Raw genomic sequence first — 21,883 nt, 5'->3', positions numbered from 1 at the left:
TTGTTCAAGGAGTTACACCATGTCTAATCGCCAAACTGGTACCGTTAAGTGGTTCAACGATGAAAAAGGCTTCGGCTTCATCACCCCACAATCCGGTGACGACCTGTTTGTTCACTTCAAAGCTATCCAATCCGACGGCTTCAAAAGCCTGAAAGAAGGCCAACAGGTTTCTTTCATCGCTACCCGCGGTCAGAAAGGCATGCAAGCTGAAGAAGTTCAAGTTATCTAACTTGTCCTTGCTTTAGTAAAAAGCCCCGCCCTTAAAAGCGGGGCTTTTTTGTGCCTGTCAGTTTTTGCCAGCGCACAAAAAAACTGTGGGAGCGGGCTTGCTCGCGAAAGCGGCGGATCAGCAACATTAACGTTAGCTGACACACCATTTTCGCGAGCAAGCCCGCTCCCACATTAGGGTCTGTGTTGGCCCTGAATTACCAGGTAACGCCAAACCCGGCCGTGTAACGGGTCTTGCTCAAGTCGCTGTCTTCGGTGCCCTCGATGACGTCTTTCTCGGCCTTGAGGTTGAGCGATGCCCAATCGGTAACCTTATAGCGCAAGCCTATCTCTGCGTCGTAGGCGTAATCCGCCACGTCGGACAGCGGCTTGCCCACTTCGCCGTTGGTGAAGAACTCGACGCGCTTGCCAATGAGGTAGCGGTTGTAGTCCCACTTCATGGCGACGGAATAGAAGTTGTCCTTGCCGCCATCACGGTACTCGTAGTCAGTACGGTTGAGCAGCGAACCCAGCGAGAAGGCACCCAGTTCGTCATCCCAGAATTGATAGCCCGGACCGGTACCCACCACACGTTGGCGCGCCAGGTCTTCGACCTTGTCGCGCTTGTAATTCAGACGACCTTGCCAGAACCATTTTTCCGTGAGGAACCGATCGAGGGAATACTCCAGCCTCCAGTTGTCGGCTGACACCACGTCGTCCTGGAATTCACGGTTGTATTCACCTTCGGCAGTGTGCCGCCATCTGCCGTGGCGTGCGGAGGTCTTGAAGTCGATGTCGTAATCATCGGTGTCATTTTCCGCACGCTGATAATCCAGGGCCGCATCGATATTGCCCTTCCACACCAGATCCTCGACCACCGGCTTGGGCTTGAGGATTTGCTGGATGCTGGCCAGCTCAACGGTCTTCGGCGTATCGCCATTGGCCAGGGTCACCTTGCCGTCCTCGGCCGCCTGCAGCGCCTTGGCTTTCTCACCCGTGTAGGCATCCTGCTTGACCAGCAATTGCTGATCACTCTCAAGGGTCTTGACCTGTTTCCAGTCGATGGGAATCGCGCCGGCGTAATCGGTCTGGATCAGCAATTTGCCGCCATCGAAAACAGTGATTTTACCGCTAAGCTTGTCGCCGTTTTTCAACCAGACGGTATCGGCAAGCAAAGGCATGGAGGCGCTGGTGATAGCAAGGCATAGCAAGGTTCTAGACAACATAAGCGATAAAGGGCTCAAGTTTGCGGTGAAAAGGCGGCATTATCCCCCAGGATGACACCTTAGCAACGACTGACCCGAGTATTCGTGATGAGTTCATTTCTCAATCGGCCTGCCAGGAATTAATCTACAGACGGACATCCCTGAGGAACCCTTCCGTGACTGATACCCCCGCGGACAGCGAAAACGCCGCCCAAATCCGCCGCACTACCCTGTATCTGACCCTGGCACAAGTACCGGCCGGCAAGGTCGTCACCTATGGACAGCTTGCCGAAATGGCCGGCCTGGGCCGCGCCGCACGCTGGGTGGGCCGCACCCTCAGCCAACTGCCGAACGACACGAAGCTGCCCTGGCATCGGGTATTGGGCGCCGGCGGTCGGATCAGCCTGCCGGCCGGCAGCGCCTCAGGGGACGAACAACGCGCACGCCTGCGCACGGAAGGGATCAGTGTCCTGAATAATCGTGTTGATATTCAGCGCCATGGCTGGCGCCCGGTAGAGCACAGCGGTTAGAGTGCGCGCTTTGTTTTCGCAATTTTTGAGGCAGACTCCAGCCCATGCCCCGTAAAACCTGGCGCGCCGCCCTCGCCGCCTATGCCAGTCCCTCGACGCTCGTGCTGTTGCTGCTCGGCTTCGCCGCCGGCTTGCCATACATGCTGGTGTTTTCCACGCTTTCGGTTTGGTTGCGTGAGGCCGGCGTGGCCCGCGAAACCATTGGTTACGCAAGCCTGATTGGCTTGGCGTACGCCTTTAAATGGGTCTGGTCGCCACTGCTCGACCAATGGCGCCTGCCGCTGCTGGGTAAACTCGGCCGCCGCCGTTCCTGGCTGGTGCTCTCCCAGGCCCTGGTGATCCTGGGCCTGATCGGCATGGGGTTCTGCGATCCGCAAAAACACCTGTCATGGTTGATAGCCATCGCCGTGATTGTGGCGTTCGCCTCCGCTACCCAAGATATCGCCGTCGACGCCTATCGTCTGGAGATCGCCGACGACACCCGCCAGGCTGCGCTCGCCGCCAGCTACATGTCCGGCTACCGCATCGCCGCATTGCTGGCCACCGCCGGCGCCCTGTTCTTCGCCGAAGGTTTCGGCTCCACCGGCTTCAACTATAAACACTCGGCCTGGGCAGGCACTTACCTGCTGTTCGGCGTGCTGATGGTCCCGGCACTGCTCACCTCGCTGTTCATGCGCGAACCGCCGGTGCCGCTACGCACTCAATTACAGGCTGGACGCTACACGTTCGTCCACCAGCTGGCGTCGGTCTTCGTGTTGATCGTACTGCTGGTGTCCGTTCCGGCGATGTTCACCCAGCTCTACAACACGGACTTCGCCAGCGTGCTGTTCGAGGGCGCCAGCCTGCTTGACCTGCTGCTCGAAGACCGCGCGTTCCTGCGGGCCATCCTCTATATCATCCTCACAGCCCTGTGCCTGTCGGCCATGGGCCGCCGCGGGCTGGCCCCGGTGCTGACGCCGGTCAACGACTTCATCCTGCGCTACCGCTGGCAAGCGCTGTTGCTACTCGGGCTGATCGCGACCTACCGGATGTCCGATACCGTCATGGGCGTCATGGCCAACGTGTTCTACATCGACCAAGGCTTCACCAAGGACCAGATCGCCAGCGTCAGCAAGATTTTCGGGCTGATCATGACCCTCGTCGGCGCCGGCATGGGCGGCCTGCTGATCGTACGCTTCGGCATCCTGCCGATCCTGTTCATCGGCGGCGTGGCCTCGGCCGGCACCAACATCCTCTTCCTGATGCTCACCGACATGGGCGCCAACCTGCAGATGCTGATTGTCACCATCTCCCTGGACAACTTCAGCTCGGGCCTGGCCACCTCGGCATTCGTCGCTTATCTGTCGAGCCTGACCAACCTGAAGTTCTCCGCCACCCAATACGCCCTGCTCAGCTCGATCATGCTGTTGCTGCCGCGCCTGATCGGCGGCTATTCCGGGGTGATGGTGGAGAAATTCGGCTATCACAACTTCTTCCTGATCACCGCCCTGCTAGGCGTTCCGACCCTGCTCCTGATTGCCTTGCACTGGTTCCAGGAAAACCGCCGCCAAGGCTTGGAAGCGGCCACGGAGCCGACGCCAACCCGGCCTGCGGAAGAGTCGTAGGAAACTTCAGAAGACGCCGATGAAACCGGCGTCTGTTCCCGGCGACCGGCCACGCGCCTGTACGCCAGGGCATCTCGCCCGTACAATGCTCCGTCACTTCTCGTCATCAGCAACCGACAACGGCCAACCATGCGCACCAGTCAATTTTTGCTCGCCACACAGAAAGAAACGCCTTCCGACGCCGTCGTGATCAGCCATCAGCTGATGCTGCGTGCCGGCATGATCCGCAAACTCGCGTCGGGCCTGTACACCTGGCTGCCGATGGGCCTGCGAGTCATGCGCAAGGTCGAAGCCATCGTTCGCCAGGAGATGGACGCCGCAGGCTCTCTGGAAGTGTTGATGCCGAGCACCCAGCCGGCCGAACTGTGGCAGGAATCGGGACGCTGGGAAGAATACGGCCCCGAGCTGCTGCGCATCAAAGACCGCCACGGTCGCGACTTCTGTGCCGGGCCGACTCACGAAGAAGTGATCACCGACCTGATGCGCAACGAGTTGAGCAGCTATAAGCAGCTGCCGATCAACCTGTACCAGATCCAGACCAAATTCCGTGACGAGATCCGTCCACGCTTCGGCTTGATGCGCGGTCGCGAATTCATCATGAAGGACTCCTACTCCTTCCACGCCGACCAGGCGTCGCTACAGATCACCTACGACCGCATGCACCAGGCGTACTGCAACATTTTCACCCGCCTGGGCCTGAAGTTCCGTCCGGTTGAAGCCGACAACGGCTCCATCGGCGGCGCCGGCTCCCACGAATTCCACGTGCTGGCCGAGTCCGGCGAAGACGACATCGTCTTCAGCAACGGCTCCGACTACGCCGCGAACATCGAGAAAGCCGAAGCCGTGCCACGGGAAACTTCCCGCGCGGCACCGAGCGAAGAACTGCGCCTGGTGGATACGCCGAACGCCAAGACCATCGCCCAGCTGGTGGAAGGCCACAACCTGCCGATCGAACGGACCATCAAGACCCTGATCGTGCGCGCGGAAGAAGCCGGCAAGCTGATAGCCCTGATCATCCGTGGCGATCATGAGCTGAACGAAATCAAGGCCGCCAACCAACCTGGCGTCGCCAGCCCGCTGGTCATGGCCAGCGACGCCGAACTGCGCGACGCCATTGGCGCCGGAGCCGGCTCCCTCGGCCCGCTAAACCTGCCGCTGCCGATCATCATCGACCGCTCGGTGGCGTTGATGAGCGACTTCGCCATCGGTGCCAACATCGATGACAAGCACTATTTCGGCGTGAACTGGGAACGCGACCTGCCGGTGCCAACCGTGGCCGACCTACGCAACGTCGTGGCCGGCGATCCGAGCCCGGATGGCAAGGGCACCCTGGAAATCAAGCGCGGCATCGAAGTCGGGCACATCTTCCAGCTGGGGAACAAGTACAGCAAGGCGATGAAGTGCGAAGTGCTGGGCGAGAACGGCAAGCCGGTCACCCTGGAAATGGGTTGCTACGGTATTGGCGTGTCCCGCGTGGTGGCGGCCGCCATCGAGCAGAACAACGACGAGAAAGGCATCATTTGGAGCGACACACTGGCGCCATTCCAGGTTGCCCTGGTGCCGCTGCGCTATGAGACCGATCTGGTTCGCGAAGCCACCGACAAGCTCTACGCCGAGCTGACAGCTGCCGGTTTCGAAGTCCTGCTGGACGATCGCGACAAGAAAACCAGCCCCGGCATCAAGTTCGCAGACATGGAACTGATCGGCATCCCGCATCGGATCGTCGTCAGTGACCGCGGCCTGGCCGAAGGCAACCTGGAATACAAGAGCCGCACCGAGGCCGAGCCGCAAGCGCTGCCGGTCGCCGACGTGCTGTCTTTCCTCCAGGCCCGTATCCGCCGCTGACACCAGATAGAGACGTCATGTTCAAGCGAAACACCTTAGGCCTCTGTGGCGCCGCCCTGTGCGGCGCCCTGCTGGTCAGCGGCTGCGCCAACCAACTGTCGCAACGCAGCGAGCACGAAGAGCGGGTCGAGCGCAAACTGCTCGACCATAGCCTGCAGATTGATGTGGGCGAGCCCAAGGCGCTCGACCTGCCGCAGCGCCGTGTACGAATCAATGAGCAGAAGACCTTCGAAGTCACCGAATTCGAGGTCACCCGCCGTTACGATCGCTACACGCCGTATCAGCCTTGGCGGGAAGTCTACGAAATCCCCCTGGGAGCGGTGGCCGTGGTGGCCGGCGTCGGCGCGAACGTGGTCAATGTGTTTGCCCTGGGCAACCTGCCGGACTCCGTCACCCGTGACTGGATCAGCTACGGTTTCGCCGGGCTCAACCCGTTCATGAACGTACCATCCCATGGCCGGGCCCAGCAGAACCTGGCAGGCATCGACGAAGTCCAGCGCGACAAGCGCACCGAACACTCGAGCCTGCCCTGGAGCGAACGCCCGGTGGAGGTCAAGGCCGCCCGGCAGACCTTCGAATTGAGCACCGATCGCAACGGCGTGCTGCGCTTGAACCTGCTGGAAAGCCCGTTCGCCGAGCAGGACCTCAGCCAATTTGGCAAATTGCAGATCAGCGTGACGGACGCCCAGGACGAAGTGCACACCGACTCATCCCTGAGCATCAGCAGCACTTTGCGCAGCAAACTGGTGGAAGCCCACGCATTGATCTACGACGACCTGGAAGACGACGAAGTGAGCCAATGGGTTCACCGGGTCAAGCGCCTGTCGGAGCTGGGACTTGAAGAAGAGGCCAGCGAACTGGAACAGAGCCTGATCGAACTGACCCGCAATGATCCGGAGTTGCAGAGCGAGTTCATGAAAGCACTGACCAAGGATGGCGGGCGGTTGGTGGCGGACCCGGGCGCGAACTGAAATGCCCCTGTAGCAAGGGATTGTGTGGGAGATCTGTGGGAGCAAGGCTTGCCCGCGATGGCGGTCTCAGGGATGCGATCGCGAGCAAGCTTTGCTCCCACAAAATTCCCTTACCACAAGGACCGCGCCAAGCAGGGCATTCATCGGCAGCCTCACCGCTCAAACAACTCCAACTGCTCAAACCCACCGCGCAAATCTTCCAGCCGTACCCCAATCCCCAACAACCGCACCGGCTTGCCGCCACGGTTGAACGCCTGGGTCAATAACAGCTGGTAGCTGCCCAGGTCCCGCCCTGCCCCGGCCTGCTCCAGCGTGGTCTGGGTGAAGTCATGGAATTTCACTTTGACGAACGGCTTGCCCGGGCGATAGCTGTCGTCGATCCGCGCCAAGCGCCCGCTGAGGGTTTGCATCAGTTCCGGAAGTTTTTCGAGGCAGCTCACCAGATCGGGCAGGTCGACGTCGTAGGTGTTTTCAACACTGATGGACTGCCGTCGACTGTCGTTGTGTACCAGACGCTCATCAATACCGCGGGCCAGGCTCCAGAGCCGTTCGCCAAAACTGCCGAATTCGCGCACCAGCGCCAGCTTGTCCCATTGGCGCAGCTGCTGGCAGTCAACAATACCGAGCCTGTTCAGCTTGTCGGCGGTGACCTTGCCCACGCCGTGGAGCTTGCTGACCGGCAGGGCCGAGACGAAGTCCTCGACCTGATCCGGGGTGATGACGAACAGGCCATTGGGCTTTTTCCAATCGCTGGCGATCTTGGCCAGGAACTTGTTCGGCGCGACGCCAGCGGAGACAGTGATGTGCAACTGATTGGAAACCCGTCGACGAATGTCCTGGGCGATGCGAGTGGCGCTGCCACCAAAATGGGCGCTGGCGGAGACATCCAGGTAAGCCTCGTCCAGGGACAACGGCTCGATCAGGTCGGTGTAATCGCTGAAAATCGTATGAATTTCCTTCGAAGCTTCTCGATAGGCATCCATCCGCGGCTTGACGATGGTCAGGTCCGGGCAGAGCTTCAAGGCATGACCGGATGACATGGCCGAACGCACACCGTAAGCCCGCGCTTCATAGTTACACGTGGCAATCACTCCCCGCCGATCCGCCGAGCCGCCGACTGCCAGGGGCTTGCCAGCCAGCCGCGGGTCATCGCGCATCTCGATAGCGGCATAGAAACAGTCACAGTCGACGTGGATGATTTTACGTTGCGTCATAAAGGAAGCGGAGTGTGCGACGAATCGGGTTATCAGTATCGCATCGGTACCTGTATATAGCACCAGTAGTTTGAAAGATCCTTCACCGAGGCCGGAAAGAACCTACATAAATTCATTTCCTCAATCGCAACGAACCACCCGATAGAGCGCCAGCCCTTGCCAGGCCTGCGTCACAGCGCTGTCACAATGCCTTTGAGCGAGGCTAAGCGATTGAAGCGGAACAGGTTTTTATGGGACCTGGGTTGACAGCTGTTCGATTCTCTGTAGAATGCCGACACACAGACGCGGGATGGAGCAGTCTGGTAGCTCGTCGGGCTCATAACCCGAAGGTCGTCGGTTCAAATCCGGCTCCCGCAACCAAACATCAAAAAAGGCTACTCGAAAGAGTGGCCTTTTTTGTGCGCGCCTGTTTTGCCACGCTGGATGGGATCACTACACACAAAGGCGAAAGCTGTAGGACAATTTCCTTTTGATTTCGAGCATTTACACCGATTGGCCGTTTATTTGATCCCACGACCTTTTAACGGTTGACACTCAAGCGTTCGCCTGTAGAATGCCGCCACACAGACGCGGGATGGAGCAGTCTGGTAGCTCGTCGGGCTCATAACCCGAAGGTCGTCGGTTCAAATCCGGCTCCCGCAACCAAATATCAAGAAAGGCTACTCGAAAGAGTGGCCTTTTTTGTGTGTGGCGAAAAAGACTACATTACAAAGATTTTGTAATTATTTTCCTCCGCAGGGATTGGTAACTTGGCTGGATACCCCCATCCTGTCGCGCATAGCTCAAGAGGTGATTGATGCGCGCTCACTCGTCTGACCCGCAAGATACAGTTTCTGCGACACAACCGATCAAGGCCGAGCGTTTGCGCTGGCTGGACCGGATCAGTCAATACCGCCAACCTATCGGCCTAGCCGTCACGCTGCTGCTGTTCGCGATTGCTCTGATTGCCTGTCGTCACCTGCTGAGCGAGCTCGATCTCTACGCCCTGCACGACTCGATTCTGGAAGTGCCACGACCGGCGCTGCTCGGTGCGTTCGCCGCCACAGTGGCTGGCTTCATCATCCTGCTGGGTTATGAGTGGTCCGCCAGCCGCTATGCTGGCGTGACGCTGCCGCCGCAAACCATGATCCTGGGTGGATTCACTGCGTTTGCCATTGGCAATGCCATCGGCCTGTCACTGCTGTCGGGCGGCTCGGTGCGCTACCGTCTGTATGCCCGCCACGGCCTGGGGGCATCGGATGTCGCCCACATGACCTTGTTCGCCAGCCTGTCCCTGGGCTGCGCGCTGCCACCCTTGGCCGCCCTGGCAACGCTCAGTAACTTGCCCGCCGCGTCTGTCGCACTGCACTTGCCGGCCACCTTGCTGGGGGCGATTTCCGTGGCGGTGCTGCTGCTCACCTGTGTGCTGGCCATCGGCATTTATCGTCGACGCCTGCCAGAGCAGCCCTATCGCGACGCCCTTCTGGTCAAGGCCGGCCGCCGCACGCTGCGCATGCCGGGCCGACGCCTGACGCTCCTGCAATTGGTCATCACCGCGCTGGATGTCGCGGCTGCCGCTACAGTGCTGTATTTGTTGCTGCCTGAAGCACCGCCCTTCGGCGCGTTCCTGCTGGTGTACTTGCTGGCGCTGGCCGCCGGGGTGCTCAGTCATGTGCCTGGCGGGGTCGGGGTATTCGAAGCGATCCTGCTGGCCGCGTTTGCCGACAAGCTGGGGGCCGCGCCACTGGCCGCCGCCCTGCTGCTGTATCGCTTGATCTACGTCCTGCTGCCGATGCTGGTGGCCTGTGTGCTGTTGCTGATCAACGAGGCACAACGACTGTTCCAGACCCGCCAGACCCTGCGGGCAGCCTCGGGTTTCGCAGCGCCGATCCTGGCGGTGCTGGTGTTCCTTTCGGGTGTGGTGCTGCTGTTTTCCGGCGTGACACCGGAAATCGATACCCGCCTGGAGCACATCGGTTTCCTGATCCCTCATCGGCTGGTGGACGCGTCGCACCTCGGCGCCAGCCTGGTGGGCGTGCTCTGCCTGTTGCTCGCCCAAGGCCTGCGCCGTCGCCTGTCAGCCGCCTGGATGCTGACCACCGTGTTGCTTCTAGTGGGCGCCCTGCTCTCGCTGCTCAAAGGCTTCGACTGGGAAGAAGCCACCCTGCTGACGCTGACAGCCGCCCTGCTGGCGGTATTCCGACGCTCCTTTTATCGTCCGAGCCGCCTGACCGAGCTGCCATTTTCCCCGCTGTTCCTGATCGCCAGCCTCTGTGTGCTCGGTGCGTCGACCTGGTTGCTGCTGTTTGCCTACCAGGACGTTCCCTACAGCCATCAACTCTGGTGGCAGTTCACCCTCGATGCAGACGCTCCTCGCGGCCTGCGCTCGCTGCTGGGCGCCGCGGTACTGCTGGTGGTGGTATCCCTGACCTGGCTGCTGCGCACTGCTCGTCCGGTGATCCATTTACCGACGGCTGATGAACTGGAGCGGGCCAAGACGATTCTCATGACGTCCTCGCAACCCGACGGTGGCCTGGCCCTGACCGGTGACAAGGCACTGCTGTTTCACCCCAATGACGAGGCGTTCCTGATGTACGCCCGCCGTGGCCGCAGCCTGGTGGCGCTGTACGACCCGATCGGGCCGACCCAGCAACGAGCCGAAATGATCTGGCAGTTCCGCGACCTGTGTGACATCCACCATGCCCGCCCGGTGTTCTATCAGGTGCGTGCCGAGAACCTGCCCTACTACATGGACATTGGCCTGACGGCGATCAAGCTGGGCGAGGAAGCACGGGTCGATCTCAAGCGCTTCGATCTCGAAGCCAAGGGCAAAGAGATGAAGGACTTGCGCTACACCTGGAACCGCGGCACCCGTGATGGCCTGTCGCTGGAGATCCACGAGCCGGGCCAGGCGCCGATGGAGGAGCTCAAGGTCATTTCCGATGCCTGGCTGACCGGCAAGAACGTGCGCGAGAAAGGTTTCTCCCTGGGCCGCTTCAGCGACGACTACCTCAAGCATTTTCGCATCGCGGTGATTCGTTTCGAAGGCCGCCCGGTTGCATTCGCCAACCTGCTGGAGACCCACAGCCACGATCTGGCCAGCCTCGATCTGATGCGCGCCCACCCCGAAGCCCCGAAGCTGACCATGGAATTCATGATGGTCGGCCTCATCCAACACTATAAAAACCATGACTACGCCCGCTTCAGCCTCGGCATGGTCCCGCTGTCGGGCCTGCAACCGCGTCGCGGCGCGCCGCTGACCCAACGCCTGGGTTCAATGGTGTTCCGCCGTGGCGAGCAGCTCTACAATTTCCAAGGGCTGCGCCGCTTCAAAGATAAATTCCAGCCTGACTGGGAACCTCGTTACATGGCCGTGCCCGCCGGACTCGATCCGCTGGTGGCGCTGGCCGATACCGCTGCCCTGATTGCAGGCGGCCTGACTGGATTGGTGAAACGCTGATGATTCAACGCTCCTGGCGATACGTAATGGCCGCCCTGCTGGTGCTGGCGGTGATTCTCGGTGGCGGTTACTGGTACTGGAACCGCCCGGCCCCGGAACCGACCCTGGAACAACTGGCCCCCGTGGATGGCACAGCGATGACCCGGGTCATCCCTGGCACCAAGCCCCGCGCCCAGGTGCTGGTGGCGGTCAATGAAGAGCAAAAGCTCAGCGACACGCAACTGGCGACCCTCAGCCGCAGCGGCTCGGCGCAGATCGTCCAGGTGATCCTGCCCAAGGACTGCATGCTCCAAGGCCGCGCCTTGCAGACGGGTCTGCGGCAGCTTCAGGGCCCCGCCACGCTGGTCAGCGGCATCGGCCCTGGCGCCGTGCTGGCCTGGCGTTGGCTGGCCGAGCAGAAGGATGACAAGGCCAAGGCCGTATCGGTGGACCTGGCCCTGGAAAAACCCGGCTGTACCCACCTGTTACCTAAAAGCGCGGCCCACGGTCACTGGCTGGTGGCCTGGAACGATAACCCTGACGACACCAGCGCCGGTTTCGTACGGGATCAGAAAAATGCCGAAACCAGCATCAGCGACTACGACATCAACCTGCCGCAAGTGCTGAACAACGAACTGCGCAAAATCCTGGTGGGCACCGACAAGGCCAAGGGCGGCCTGAGCATTCCGGTGGTAGAAGTCCCCGCCAGCCAGACAAAGGATACCGTGACCCTGTTCCTCTCCGGAGACGGCGGCTGGCGTGACCTGGACCGTGACGTGGCCGATGAAATGGCCAAGATCGGCTACCCGGTGGTCGGCATCGATACCCTGCGTTACTACTGGCAGCACAAGAGCCCGGAGCAGAGTGCGGCGGACCTCACCGAACTGATGCAGCACTACCGCCAGGTCTGGGGCACCAAGCGCTTTATCCTGACCGGCTACTCCTTCGGTGCCGACGTGCTGCCGGCGATCTACAACCGCTTGCCGGCCACCGAGCAACAGCGGGTCGATGCGATCATCCTGTTGGCCTTTGCCCGCACTGGCAGCTTCGAGATCGAGGTTGAAGGCTGGCTCGGCAACGCCGGCACTGAAGCCGCCACTGGCCCGGAAATGGCCAAGCTGCCTGCCGAGAAAGTGGTGTGCATCTATGGTGGCGAAGAGGCCGACGAAAGCGGTTGCACCGACAAGACCGCCGTGGGCGAAGTCATCAAACTGCCTGGCGGCCACCACTTTGACGAAAACTACCCGGCCCTGGCCAAGCGCCTGGTGGACGAGATCAATAAGCGGCAGACCAAGGTTGCCGAGCAGTGATCTGATACACGCTTAACGAGAAGCCCCTGCAGCCTTATGGCTGCCGGGGCTTTTTTGTGGCCGCTCGGCTTGCACACACCTCTTTATGGGAGCGGGCTTGCTCGCTCCCATAAAGTTTTTGGTTTGGTATCAGCATATGTATCACCCACAAAAAAAGCCCCCGCTACCGCCAGGCAACGGGGGCTTTTGCCCAGTTTTTACATCTCGACCTGCGTTCCCAACTCAATCACCCGGTTCAGTGGCAAATTGAAGAAGCGCAAGTTGCCATTGGCATTTTTCAGCATGAAGGCGAACAGCAACTCGCGCCAGCGGGCCATGCCCTCGAGCTTGGAGGCGATGACGGTCTCGCGGCTGAGGAAGTAGGTGGTGCGCATCGGGCTGAAGTCCAGGTCATCCAGATGGCAAAGCTTGAGCGCCTGCGGGACGTCCGGCTCGTCGGTAAAGCCGAAATGCAGGATCACCCGGAAGAACCCTTCGCCATAGGCATCGACCTCGAAGCGCCGTTGCGGCGGGACCCGGGGAATGTCTTCGTACACCACCGTCAGCAGCACCACCTGCTCGTGCAGCACCTGGTTGTGCAGCAGGTTGTGCAACAGCGCATGGGGCACGGCGTCCGGGCGCGCGGTCAGGAACACGGCGGTGCCCTGTACGCGATGGGGCGGTTGCACGCGAATACTGCTAATGAAGATCGGCAGCGGCAACGCGCCTTCGTCCAATCGATCCACCAGCAATTCCTTGCCACGCTTCCAGGTGGTCATCAGAACGAACAGCACGATTCCCGCCAACACCGGAAACGCACCGCCCTGCACAATTTTCGGGACGTTGGCGGCGAAGAACAGACCATCCACCAATAGGAAACCTACCAGCAGCGGCACCGTCAGCAGGGGCGGCCATTTCCACAGCAGCAACGCCACCGCCGACACCAGAATGCTGGTAATCAACATGGTTCCGGTCACCGCCACGCCATAGGCCGACGCCAAGGCACCGGACGACTCGAAGCCGAGCACCAACAGGATCACACCCACCATCAACGCCCAGTTCACCGCACCAATGTAGATCTGGCCCTGCTCGGCGCTGGAGGTGTGCTGGATATGCATGCGCGGAATGTACCCGAGCTGGATGGCCTGCCGTGTCAGCGAGAACGCGCCGGAAATCACTGCTTGCGAGGCGATCACGGTGGCGAGGGTCGAGAGCACCACCAGGGGTATCAGGGCCCAGTCCGGCGCCAACAGATAGAACGGATTGCGCGCGGCCTCCGGATTTTCCAACAGCAAGGCGCCCTGGCCGAAATAATTGAGCACCAGCCCTGGCAGCACAAGGGCGAACCAGGCCCGCGCAATCGGTTTACGACCGAAGTGGCCCATGTCCGCATACAAGGCTTCAGCGCCGGTCAAAGCCAATACCACAGCGCCCAGAATGGCGACGCCTACCCCCGGATGGACAATAAAAAAGCGCACGCCCCAGGCCGGATTCAAGGCATTGAGCACTTCTGGATGTTGAACGATGCCGTGGACGCCCAGGCCCCCAAGAACCACGAACCACAACACCATCACCGGCCCGAACAATTTGCCGATCCGGTCGGTTCCGTGCTTCTGAATCAGAAAAAGCCCCACCAGGATCACCAGCGACATGGGCACGACCCAGTGCTCCAGACCATCGAAGGCCACCTCCAACCCCTCTACCGCTGACAACACGGAAATTGCCGGGGTAATCATGCTGTCGCCATAAAACAACGAGGCACCGATCAGCCCGAGAATCACCAGCACAGTGCGCAACCTGGGATAGGCGGCTGACGCCCGCCGGGCCAGCGCCGTCAGCGACATGATGCCGCCCTCGCCCTGGTTGTCGGCCCGCAGGATGAACAGCACGTATTTGATCGAGACCACCCAGATCAGCGACCAGAAGATCAGCGCCAGGATTCCGAACACGCCGTCATGGTTGACTTGCACGCCATATTGGCCGGAAAACACTTCCTTGATGGTGTACAAGGGACTGGTGCCAATGTCTCCATAAACCACCCCGGCCGCCGCCACCAGCATGCTTATTGGCTTGGCCGCACCATGCGCGGCACCCGACGACCGACTCTCTGCCTGCTCCATCCAACACTCCCGTTACCTGATCCGGCTTCCTGGAAAGAAGCACTACGCTTAACCTTGCACCTGCGCCACCTAACTTCCTGTTACAGATTATTGTTTGACTGTAAATTTTCAGTGGCCGCAAAGGCGCGAAGCATAGCGCAGCACTCGTCGTATTTCCCGGTATAAAGCTGGTCAAGTGCGTCGACCATGGATAGAATTGCGCACTTTTTGATCAGAGGCGCGTCAGGCGTCCTGTCTCGGCAAGAGACGATCCCCCCTACACCGAGGTTAGACATGTCCACCACTACCGCGCCAGCCAATCCGAAGGTTGGCTTCGTATCCCTGGGTTGCCCGAAAGCTCTGGTCGACTCCGAGCGCATCCTGACCCAGCTGCGCATGGAAGGCTATGACGTTGTGTCCACGTATCAGGACGCCGATGTGGTGGTGGTCAACACCTGCGGTTTCATCGATTCGGCCAAGGCCGAGTCCCTGGAAGTGATCGGCGAGGCCATCAAGGAAAACGGCAAGGTCATCGTCACCGGTTGCATGGGCGTGGAAGAAGGCAACATCCGCAACGTGCACCCGAGCGTGCTGGCCGTGACCGGTCCGCAGCAGTACGAGCAGGTGGTCAATGCCGTGCATGACGTGGTACCGCCACGCCAGGACCACAACCCGCTGATCGACCTGGTGCCGCCGCAAGGCATCAAGCTGACCCCGCGCCACTACGCGTACCTGAAGATTTCCGAGGGCTGCAACCACAGCTGCAGCTTCTGCATCATCCCGTCGATGCGCGGCAAACTGGTGAGCCGTCCAGTGGGCGATGTGCTCGACGAAGCCCAGCGCCTGGTCAAGGCCGGCGTCAAGGAACTGCTGGTGATCTCCCAGGACACCAGCGCCTACGGTGTCGACGTGAAATACCGCACCGGCTTCTGGAACGGCGCGCCGGTGAAAACCCGCATGACCGAACTGTGCGAAGCCCTCAGCACCCTCGGCGTCTGGGTCCGCCTGCATTACGTCTACCCGTATCCGCATGTCGACGAACTGATCCCGCTGATGGCCGCTGGCAAAATCCTGCCGTACCTGGACATTCCGTTTCAGCACGCCAGCCCAAAAGTCCTCAAGGCCATGAAGCGTCCGGCGTTCGAAGACAAAACCCTGGCTCGCATCAAGAACTGGCGGGAAATCTGCCCGGACCTGATCATCCGCTCGACCTTCATCGTCGGCTTCCCGGGTGAAACCGAAGAAGACTTCCAGTACCTGCTGGACTGGCTGACCGAAGCCCAACTCGATCGCGTCGGCTGCTTCCAGTACTCCCCTGTCGAAGGCGCACCGGCCAACGACTTGGATTTGGATGTGGTGCCGGACGACGTCAAGCAGGACCGTTGGGACCGCTTCATGGCGCACCAGCAGGCCATCAGCTCGGCCCGCCTGCAAATGCGCATCGGCCGCGAAATCGAAGTGCTGGTCGATGAAGTGGACGAGCAAGGCGCCGTGGGCCGCTGCTTCTTCGACGCCCCGGAAATCGACGGCAACGTGTTCATCGACAACGGCAGTAACCTCAAGCCGGGCGACAAGGTCTGGTGCAAGGTGACCGACGCCGACGAGTACGACTTGTGGGCTGAACAGATCGGTTGATCTGCCGCGCTCTACAGGCTCCCACAGGTTCTTTCACAGCCGAAAAATTTGAAAAGCCCCGCTATCCTCACAAGATACGGGGCTTTTTTACGGCTATCGTATGAAGAAACCCAGGAATCCAGCACAAGGAACAGGCGGGCATGCGTCAGCATTCGGTCATCCACACACCCAAAACCAGCGACTACCAGGAACTGACCCAGGTCTGGGAGGCTTCGGTGCGGGCCACCCATGACTTTCTGCCGGACAGTTACATCGAACTGCTGAAAAACCTGGTGCTCACCCGTTACCTGGATGCGGTGATGCTCATCTGCACACGAGACGCTCGCCAGCGGATTACCGGTTTCGCCGGTGTCGCGGCTGGCAAGATCGAGATGCTGTTCATCGACCCACAACACCGTGGCCAGGGCCTGGGCAAACAACTGCTGCACTACGCCATGGAACACCTGAACGCCGATCAACTGGACGTCAACGAACAGAACCCGCAAGCCCTGGGTTTTTACCTCAAGCAAGGGTTCGAAGTGGTTGGGCGTTCGGCACGGGACGGCATGAACCAGCCTTACCCACTGCTGCACATGCGCTATAAGCAACCCGACTTGAAGGCCCAACGCGGCTAAAAGCCACACGGCGCAAATGGACCCGCGATTAACCGGCGCCAGGCAGGTACAATGCCCACCCTCTTTTTGTTACGGCCCTGTCATGACTGACCCGATTCGTCTCTCCAAACGCCTCATCGAACTCGTCGGCTGTTCCCGTCGGGAGGCTGAGCTGTTCATCGAGGGCGGCTGGGTCACCGTGGATGGCGAAGTGATCGATGAACCGCAGTTCAAGGTCACCACCCAGAAAGTCGAACTCGACCCCGAAGCCAAGGCCACCGCGCCAGAGCCGGTGACGATCCTGCTGAACGTGCCGGCAGGCACCGATGTGGACACTGCGATGGCCTCCCTGGGGCCACAGACCCTGAGCGAAGAACATCGCTTCAGCAAGCGGCCACTCAAGGGCCACTTCCTGCGCCTGACCGCCAGCGCCGACCTGCAGGCCAACGCCAGCGGGCTGCTGGTGTTCACCCAGGACTGGAAGATTTTGCGCAAGCTCACCGCCGATGCCGCCAAGATCGAGCAGGAATACGTGGTGGAAGTCGAGGGCGAGATGGTCGCCCACGGCCTCAACCGCCTGAACCACGGGCTGACCTACAAAGGCAAGGAACTGCCAGCGGTCAAGGCCAGTTGGCAAAACGAGAACCGCTTGCGCTTTGCCATGAAAAACCCACAACCGGGCGTGATCGCCCTGTTCTGCCAGGCGGTCGGCCTCAAGGTGGTCGCCATTCGCCGCATCCGCATCGGCGGCGTGTCCATCGGCAAGGTGCCGTTGGGCCAGTGGCGCTACCTGTCCGCCAAAGAGAAATTCTAATTTTCCGGCGCCCCGCCGAGCCGGGGCGCCCATTGCCGATTGATCAGGATTGCACACATGATTCACAACGACGTACTGCGCAGCGTGCGCTACATGCTCGACATCAGCGACAAGAAAGTCATCGAGATCATCAAGCTGGGCGGCCTGGAAGTCTCCCTGGCGGACCTGACAGGCTACCTCAAGAAAGATGAGGAAGAAGGCTTCGTGTTCTGCCCTGACGACGTCATGGCGCATTTTCTCGACGGCCTGGTGATCTTCAAGCGCGGCAAGGACGAAAGCCGTCCGCCGCAGCCGATCGAAGTGCCGGTGACCAACAACATCATCCTCAAAAAGCTGCGGGTGGCCTTCGAGCTGAAAGAGGACGACATGCACGCCATCCTCAAGGCTGCCGAGTTCCCGGTGTCCAAGCCGGAACTGAGCGCGCTGTTCCGCAAATTCGGCCACACCAACTACCGCCCGTGTGGCGACCAGTTGCTGCGCAACTTCCTCAAGGGCCTGACGCTGCGCGTTCGCGGCTGATCCCAGCCAATGACCCATACCGTCTCCCCCATCGGCTTCGTCCGCTCCTGTTTCAAGGAGAAGTTCGCCATCCCCCGTCAACCGCAACTGGCCCCGGCCGCACGCGGTGTGCTGGAGCTGGTGGCGCCGTTCGATCAGGGTGATGCGGTGCAGGGGCTGGAGCAGGTCAGTCATGTCTGGCTGCTGTTCCTGTTCCATCAGGCCCTGGAAGACAAGCCACGCTTGAAGGTGCGGCCACCGCGCCTGGGCGGCAATAAGTCCATGGGGGTGTTCGCCACCCGCGCCACCCACCGTCCCAACGGCATCGGCCAGTCGGTGGTGAAGCTGGAACGGGTCGAAGCCGGACGCCTGTGGATCTCCGGTATTGATTTGCTGGACGGCACGCCAGTGCTCGACATCAAGCCCTACGTGCCCTACGCCGACATCATCGGCTCGGCGTCCAATACCATCGCCAGTGCAGCGCCTGAGCCGATCCCCGTGCAATGGGCGGATACCGCCCTGCTACAAGCTCAAGATCACGCCACGCGCCTGGAAGAGCCCTTGGTGGCGCTGATCGAACAGTGCCTGGCCCAAGACCCACGCCCTGCGTACCAGATTCCCACAGCCGAGCGGGAATATGGCGCGCAGTTCTGGGATCTGGACGTGCGCTGGCATTACCCGCAGCCAGGGTTGATCCGGGTCCTGGAAGTAATTCCGGCGAAATCGTAACCGCCAGACACGAAAAAGCCCGCGCAGCCTTCTTCAGGCAGCGCGGGCTTTTTTGTGGGGTTACTGTAGGGACCGAGTCGCCTTCTTCGCGAGCAAGCCCGCTCCCCCCTTATCCAAACAGGCTTACTTCTCTACAAACGCCCGCTCGATCAGGTAATCACCCGGCTCACGCATACGCGGCGAAACGGTCAGGCCGAAGCTGTTGAGCACTTCGCTGGTCTCATCGAGCATGCTCGGGCTACCGCACAACATGGCGCGGTCGTCCTGCGGGTTGATCGGCGGCAGGCCGATGTCGCGGAACAGTTTGCCGCTGCGCATCAGGTCGGTCAGGCGACCTTCGTTCTCGAACGGCTCGCGGGTCACGGTCGGGTAGTAGATCAGCTTGTCACGCAGCGCTTCGCCGAAGAACTCGTTCTGCGGCAGATGCTCGGTGATGAATTCGCGGTAAGCGACTTCATTGACGTAACGCACGCCGTGGCACAGGATCACTTTTTCGAAACGCTCGTAGGTTTCCGGATCCTGGATGACGCTCATGAACGGCGCCAGGCCGGTACCGGTGCTGAGCAGGTACAAATGCTTGCCAGGCTTGAGGTCGTCCAGCACCAGCGTGCCGGTAGGCTTCTTGCTGATGATGATCTCGTCGCCTTCCTTCAGGTGCTGCAACTGGGAAGTCAGCGGGCCATCAGGCACCTTGATGCTGAAGAACTCGAGATGCTCTTCCCAGTTCGGGCTGGCAATCGAGTAAGCGCGCATGAGCGGGCGGCCGTTGGGCTGTTGCAGGCCGATCATCACGAACTGGCCGTTCTCGAAGCGCAGGCCCGGATCGCGGGTGCACTTGAAGCTGAACAGAGTGTCGTTCCAGTGATGAACACTGAGGACACGCTCGTGGTTCATGTTGCTCATGTACGGTGACTCCTGGGGAATGATGCCTGCGTCGTTAATTTGCGCAATTGCATCGCATTCTAATGGCGGCGACAATATCTGTTAAATGGATTATTAAGATAAGGGTTATCGGTTATATCGATATGCGATTTACTCTCCGTCAACTTCAAGTCTTCGTCGCCGTCGCTCAGCAAGAGAGTGTGTCCCGTGCTGCGGGCCTGCTCAATCTGTCGCAGTCGGCCGCCAGCACCTCCATCACCGAACTGGAGCGCCAATCCAGCTGCCAATTGTTCGACCGCGCCGGCAAACGTCTGAGCCTCAATGCCCTGGGCAAACAGCTGCTGCCCCAGGCCGTGGCGCTGTTGGACCAGGCCAAGGAGATCGAAGACCTGCTCAATGGCAAGTCCGGTTTCGGCTCACTGGCCGTCGGGGCCACGTTGACCATCGGCAATTACCTGGCGACCCTGTTGATCGGCGGTTTCATGCAGCGCCACCCGGAAAGCCAGGTGAAGCTGCACGTGCAGAACACTGCCAACATCGTGCACCAGGTTGCCCACTATGAAATTGATCTGGGTCTAATAGAAGGCGACTGCAGCCATCCGGATATCGAGGTGCAGAGCTGGGTCGAGGACGAACTGGTGGTGTTCTGCGCCCCTCAGCATCCGTTGGCCAAGCGCGGCCAGGCGACCATGGAGGAGCTGACCCATGAAGCGTGGATTCTGCGTGAGCAAGGTTCTGGCACCCGCCTGACCTTCGACCAAGCCATGCGCCACCATCGCAGCGCGCTGAACATTCGTCTGGAGCTCGAGCACACCGAAGCCATCAAGCGCGCCGTGGAGTCCGGCCTGGGGATTGGCTGCATCTCCCGCCTGGCCCTGCGCGATGCCTTCCGCCGCGGCAGCCTCGTCGCGGTGGAAACTCCGGACATGGACCTGGCGCGGCAGTTTTATTTCATCTGGCACAAACAGAAATATCAGACATCGGCCATGCGCGAATTCCTCGAACTGTGCCGAGCCTTCACCGCTGGGGTCCAGCGCAGCGACGAAATCGTGCTGCCGGCCATTGCCTGAGGCGTTAAAGCAGAATAAGGCCCCACACCAACGCAATCATCGTCAGGGCGAGCAACTGGGCAGCGCTGCCCATGTCCTTGGCGTTTTTGGACAACGGATGAAGTTCCAGGGAAATTCGGTCGATGGCCGCCTCCACCGCCGAGTTGAGCAACTCCACGATCAGCGCCAGCAGGCAGACCGCAATCAGCATCGCCTGCTCGACACGGCTGACATCCAGAAAGAACGACAACGGAATCAGAACGACGTTGAGCAGGACCAACTGGCGGAACGCCGCTTCGCCGACAAAGGCTGCACGCAACCCGTCCAAGGAATAGCCAGAGGCGTTGAGGATGCGTTTCAGGCCGGTTTGGCCTTTAAAAGGTGACATAGAGTGGGCAACTGATCGAAAAGGAGTGGAGACGCTAATTCAAACCCGGTCAAAAAAGCGTGAACAAGCGCACTAAGGCTGCGGTGAAATTGACTCAAGTTGTTGCAGCAACAAAGCCGCCTGGGTCCGGGTGCGCACGTTCAGTTTACGAAAAATAGCCGTCACGTGGGCCTTGATGGTGGCCTCCGACACACTCAGCTCATAGGCAATCTGCTTGTTCAGCAAGCCTTCGCAGACCATGGTCAACACCCGGAACTGCTGCGGTGTGAGACTGGCCAGCCCTTCGCTGGCGGCCTTGGCTTCCGCGGATACGCTGACCGCCTCGAACGCCTGGGGTGGCCAGGATACGTCGCCATTGAGCACGGCTTTCACAGCCTGCTGGATATTTTCCAGGGAGCTGGATTTAGGAATGAAACCGCTGGCGCCGAATTCACGGGCCTTGACCATCACCGAGGCCTCTTCCTGGGCCGACACCATCACCACGGGGATCTGCGGGTATTGGCCACGTAACAGCACCAATCCTGAAAAGCCATAGGCACCCGGCATGTTCAAGTCCAGCAGCACCAGGTCCCAGTCGGCCTTTTCAGTCAACCGGGCTTCCAGTTCCGCGATACTGGCCACCTCCGTCAGCCGGACATCCGGGCCCAGGCCCAGGGTCACTGCCTGATGCAACGCGCTGCGAAAGAGCGGGTGGTCATCGGCAATCAGGATTTCGTATGTGGCCATTTTTAAAATGATCCTGTTTTTAATGGCAGGCCCGATACATTCGCGCCTCGCCAAACAACTCAAGACACCGCCATGCAGCGATATCCACAGGGGCACGTTCAACGCCAAACACGGCGTTTCAAACTTCGGCCGCACCCTGGTCGGCGCCAAGCATGCCCAGCGAAGCCGGGGTGGTCAAGCAGCACGG

19 protein-coding genes and 2 tRNA genes are annotated in these 21,883 nt (G+C 60.4%); 15 read left to right on the top strand and 6 right to left on the bottom strand.

The window, feature by feature from the left end; translation table 11 throughout:
• Positions 1-19: 19 nt before the first annotated feature.
• Positions 20-229 (top strand): cold-shock protein, encoded by a 210-nt coding sequence (locus ACWNZ1_RS27930; RefSeq protein WP_002554837.1) that lies wholly within the window; start codon positions 20-22, stop codon positions 227-229.
• Positions 230-425: 196 nt separating this feature from the next.
• Here ACWNZ1_RS27930 and ACWNZ1_RS27925 read toward each other — a convergent pair whose 3' ends face one another.
• Positions 426-1,433, bottom strand: coding sequence for a DUF481 domain-containing protein (locus ACWNZ1_RS27925; protein WP_135843998.1), 1,008 nt, complete (start codon positions 1,431-1,433; stop codon positions 426-428).
• Between the two features lie 155 nt (positions 1,434-1,588).
• Between ACWNZ1_RS27925 and ACWNZ1_RS27920 the strand changes: the two genes are divergently transcribed.
• The 4 genes from ACWNZ1_RS27920 to ACWNZ1_RS27905 all read left to right on the top strand — a co-directional run bounded on the left by ACWNZ1_RS27920 (position 1,589) and on the right by ACWNZ1_RS27905 (position 6,362).
• Positions 1,589-1,942, top strand: coding sequence for an MGMT family protein (locus ACWNZ1_RS27920; protein WP_135843997.1), 354 nt, complete (start codon positions 1,589-1,591; stop codon positions 1,940-1,942).
• Positions 1,943-1,986: 44 nt separating this feature from the next.
• Complete coding sequence (locus ACWNZ1_RS27915; RefSeq protein ID WP_135843996.1) at positions 1,987-3,546, top strand: AmpG family muropeptide MFS transporter; 1,560 nt, start codon at positions 1,987-1,989, stop codon at positions 3,544-3,546.
• 129 nt (positions 3,547-3,675) lie between these two features.
• Positions 3,676-5,391: a proline--tRNA ligase gene (locus ACWNZ1_RS27910; protein ID WP_135843995.1), complete on the top strand. Its 1,716-nt coding sequence runs from the start codon at positions 3,676-3,678 to the stop codon at positions 5,389-5,391.
• A gap of 17 nt (positions 5,392-5,408) precedes the next feature.
• Positions 5,409-6,362 carry a hypothetical protein gene (locus ACWNZ1_RS27905; RefSeq protein WP_256452269.1) on the top strand — a complete coding sequence of 318 codons (954 nt, stop codon included), beginning with the start codon at positions 5,409-5,411 and terminating at the stop codon, positions 6,360-6,362.
• A gap of 152 nt (positions 6,363-6,514) precedes the next feature.
• Here ACWNZ1_RS27905 and dinB read toward each other — a convergent pair whose 3' ends face one another.
• The gene (gene dinB, locus ACWNZ1_RS27900; RefSeq protein WP_256452268.1) at positions 6,515-7,576 is read right to left on the bottom strand and encodes a DNA polymerase IV; all 1,062 of its coding nucleotides are present in this window, start codon (positions 7,574-7,576) and stop codon (positions 6,515-6,517) included.
• 283 nt (positions 7,577-7,859) lie between these two features.
• Between dinB and ACWNZ1_RS27895 the strand changes: the two genes are divergently transcribed.
• From ACWNZ1_RS27895 to ACWNZ1_RS27880, 4 genes are all read left to right on the top strand, one after another.
• A tRNA-Met gene (locus tag ACWNZ1_RS27895) sits at positions 7,860-7,936 on the top strand.
• A 208-nt stretch (positions 7,937-8,144) separates the two neighbouring features.
• Positions 8,145-8,221: transfer RNA gene (locus ACWNZ1_RS27890), tRNA-Met, on the top strand.
• Between the two features lie 151 nt (positions 8,222-8,372).
• Positions 8,373-11,015 (top strand): bifunctional lysylphosphatidylglycerol flippase/synthetase MprF, encoded by a 2,643-nt coding sequence (gene mprF / locus ACWNZ1_RS27885; RefSeq protein ID WP_256452267.1) that lies wholly within the window; start codon positions 8,373-8,375, stop codon positions 11,013-11,015.
• Positions 11,015-12,304: a virulence factor family protein gene (locus ACWNZ1_RS27880; protein WP_135843991.1), complete on the top strand. Its 1,290-nt coding sequence runs from the start codon at positions 11,015-11,017 to the stop codon at positions 12,302-12,304. Before mprF ends, ACWNZ1_RS27880 begins: the two co-directional genes overlap by 1 nt.
• A gap of 197 nt (positions 12,305-12,501) precedes the next feature.
• Here the strand turns inward: ACWNZ1_RS27880 and ACWNZ1_RS27875 are convergent, their stop codons facing one another.
• The gene (locus ACWNZ1_RS27875) at positions 12,502-14,343 is read right to left on the bottom strand and encodes a potassium transporter Kup (RefSeq protein ID WP_406550157.1); all 1,842 of its coding nucleotides are present in this window, start codon (positions 14,341-14,343) and stop codon (positions 12,502-12,504) included.
• Positions 14,344-14,676: 333 nt separating this feature from the next.
• Between ACWNZ1_RS27875 and rimO the strand changes: the two genes are divergently transcribed.
• From rimO to tsaA, 5 genes are all read left to right on the top strand, one after another.
• Complete coding sequence (rimO, locus tag ACWNZ1_RS27870) at positions 14,677-16,017, top strand: 30S ribosomal protein S12 methylthiotransferase RimO (RefSeq protein WP_135843988.1); 1,341 nt, start codon at positions 14,677-14,679, stop codon at positions 16,015-16,017.
• 140 nt (positions 16,018-16,157) lie between these two features.
• Positions 16,158-16,631: a GNAT family N-acetyltransferase gene (locus ACWNZ1_RS27865; RefSeq protein WP_135843987.1), complete on the top strand. Its 474-nt coding sequence runs from the start codon at positions 16,158-16,160 to the stop codon at positions 16,629-16,631.
• 82 nt (positions 16,632-16,713) lie between these two features.
• Positions 16,714-17,424, top strand: a complete 711-nt coding sequence (locus tag ACWNZ1_RS27860; RefSeq protein ID WP_135843986.1) for an rRNA pseudouridine synthase — start codon at positions 16,714-16,716, stop codon at positions 17,422-17,424.
• Positions 17,425-17,481: 57 nt separating this feature from the next.
• Entirely contained in the window at positions 17,482-17,943 is a 462-nt protein-coding gene (locus ACWNZ1_RS27855) for a YehS family protein (RefSeq protein ID WP_135843985.1), read from the top strand.
• A gap of 9 nt (positions 17,944-17,952) precedes the next feature.
• A complete protein-coding gene (gene tsaA / locus ACWNZ1_RS27850; RefSeq protein WP_256452266.1) occupies positions 17,953-18,651 on the top strand; it encodes a tRNA (N6-threonylcarbamoyladenosine(37)-N6)-methyltransferase TrmO in 699 nt (232 codons plus the stop codon).
• A gap of 123 nt (positions 18,652-18,774) precedes the next feature.
• On the opposite strand, the gene fpr is transcribed toward tsaA, so the two are convergent.
• Positions 18,775-19,554, bottom strand: a complete 780-nt coding sequence (gene fpr, locus ACWNZ1_RS27845) for a ferredoxin-NADP reductase (RefSeq protein ID WP_003184787.1) — start codon at positions 19,552-19,554, stop codon at positions 18,775-18,777.
• 122 nt (positions 19,555-19,676) lie between these two features.
• Here fpr and ACWNZ1_RS27840 point away from each other — a divergent pair, with 122 nt between their 5' ends.
• Positions 19,677-20,603: a LysR family transcriptional regulator gene (locus ACWNZ1_RS27840; protein ID WP_053214485.1), complete on the top strand. Its 927-nt coding sequence runs from the start codon at positions 19,677-19,679 to the stop codon at positions 20,601-20,603.
• A gap of 4 nt (positions 20,604-20,607) precedes the next feature.
• On the opposite strand, the gene ACWNZ1_RS27835 is transcribed toward ACWNZ1_RS27840, so the two are convergent.
• Together ACWNZ1_RS27835 and erdR are read right to left on the bottom strand one after the other, a co-directional pair.
• Entirely contained in the window at positions 20,608-20,970 is a 363-nt protein-coding gene (locus ACWNZ1_RS27835; protein ID WP_135843983.1) for a diacylglycerol kinase, read from the bottom strand.
• 72 nt (positions 20,971-21,042) lie between these two features.
• On the bottom strand, positions 21,043-21,696 hold the full coding sequence (gene erdR / locus ACWNZ1_RS27830; RefSeq protein ID WP_135843982.1) for a response regulator transcription factor ErdR: 654 nt from the start codon (positions 21,694-21,696) through the stop codon (positions 21,043-21,045).
• Between the last annotated feature and the right edge of the window lie 187 nt (positions 21,697-21,883).

Source organism: Pseudomonas sp. CFBP 5748 (assembly GCF_053850495.1).
Note: the sequence above shows the minus strand (reverse complement) of the source record. Positions and strands in the feature narration are given on the sequence as shown.

Bases quoted from the DNA above. Each gene is read 5' to 3' on its own strand.
- ACWNZ1_RS27910 (WP_135843995.1), top strand. From the start codon at position 3,676: ATGCGCACCAGTCAATTTTTGCTCGCCACACAGAAAGAAACGCCTTCC.
- ACWNZ1_RS27835 (WP_135843983.1), bottom strand. From the start codon at position 20,970: ATGTCACCTTTTAAAGGCCAAACCGGCCTGAAACGCATCCTCAACGCC.
- ACWNZ1_RS27930 (WP_002554837.1), top strand. From the start codon at position 20: ATGTCTAATCGCCAAACTGGTACCGTTAAGTGGTTCAACGATGAAAAA.
- rimO (WP_135843988.1), top strand. From the start codon at position 14,677: ATGTCCACCACTACCGCGCCAGCCAATCCGAAGGTTGGCTTCGTATCC.
- mprF (WP_256452267.1), top strand. From the start codon at position 8,373: ATGCGCGCTCACTCGTCTGACCCGCAAGATACAGTTTCTGCGACACAA.
- tsaA (WP_256452266.1), top strand. From the start codon at position 17,953: ATGACCCATACCGTCTCCCCCATCGGCTTCGTCCGCTCCTGTTTCAAG.
- ACWNZ1_RS27860 (WP_135843986.1), top strand. From the start codon at position 16,714: ATGACTGACCCGATTCGTCTCTCCAAACGCCTCATCGAACTCGTCGGC.
- ACWNZ1_RS27925 (WP_135843998.1), bottom strand. From the start codon at position 1,433: ATGTTGTCTAGAACCTTGCTATGCCTTGCTATCACCAGCGCCTCCATG.
- ACWNZ1_RS27880 (WP_135843991.1), top strand. From the start codon at position 11,015: ATGATTCAACGCTCCTGGCGATACGTAATGGCCGCCCTGCTGGTGCTG.
- ACWNZ1_RS27915 (WP_135843996.1), top strand. From the start codon at position 1,987: ATGCCCCGTAAAACCTGGCGCGCCGCCCTCGCCGCCTATGCCAGTCCC.
- ACWNZ1_RS27855 (WP_135843985.1), top strand. From the start codon at position 17,482: ATGATTCACAACGACGTACTGCGCAGCGTGCGCTACATGCTCGACATC.
- dinB (WP_256452268.1), bottom strand. From the start codon at position 7,576: ATGACGCAACGTAAAATCATCCACGTCGACTGTGACTGTTTCTATGCC.
- fpr (WP_003184787.1), bottom strand. From the start codon at position 19,554: ATGAGCAACATGAACCACGAGCGTGTCCTCAGTGTTCATCACTGGAAC.
- erdR (WP_135843982.1), bottom strand. From the start codon at position 21,696: ATGGCCACATACGAAATCCTGATTGCCGATGACCACCCGCTCTTTCGC.
- ACWNZ1_RS27905 (WP_256452269.1), top strand. From the start codon at position 5,409: ATGTTCAAGCGAAACACCTTAGGCCTCTGTGGCGCCGCCCTGTGCGGC.
- ACWNZ1_RS27865 (WP_135843987.1), top strand. From the start codon at position 16,158: ATGCGTCAGCATTCGGTCATCCACACACCCAAAACCAGCGACTACCAG.
- ACWNZ1_RS27875 (WP_406550157.1), bottom strand. From the start codon at position 14,343: ATGCTGGTGGCGGCGGCCGGGGTGGTTTATGGAGACATTGGCACCAGT.
- ACWNZ1_RS27840 (WP_053214485.1), top strand. From the start codon at position 19,677: ATGCGATTTACTCTCCGTCAACTTCAAGTCTTCGTCGCCGTCGCTCAG.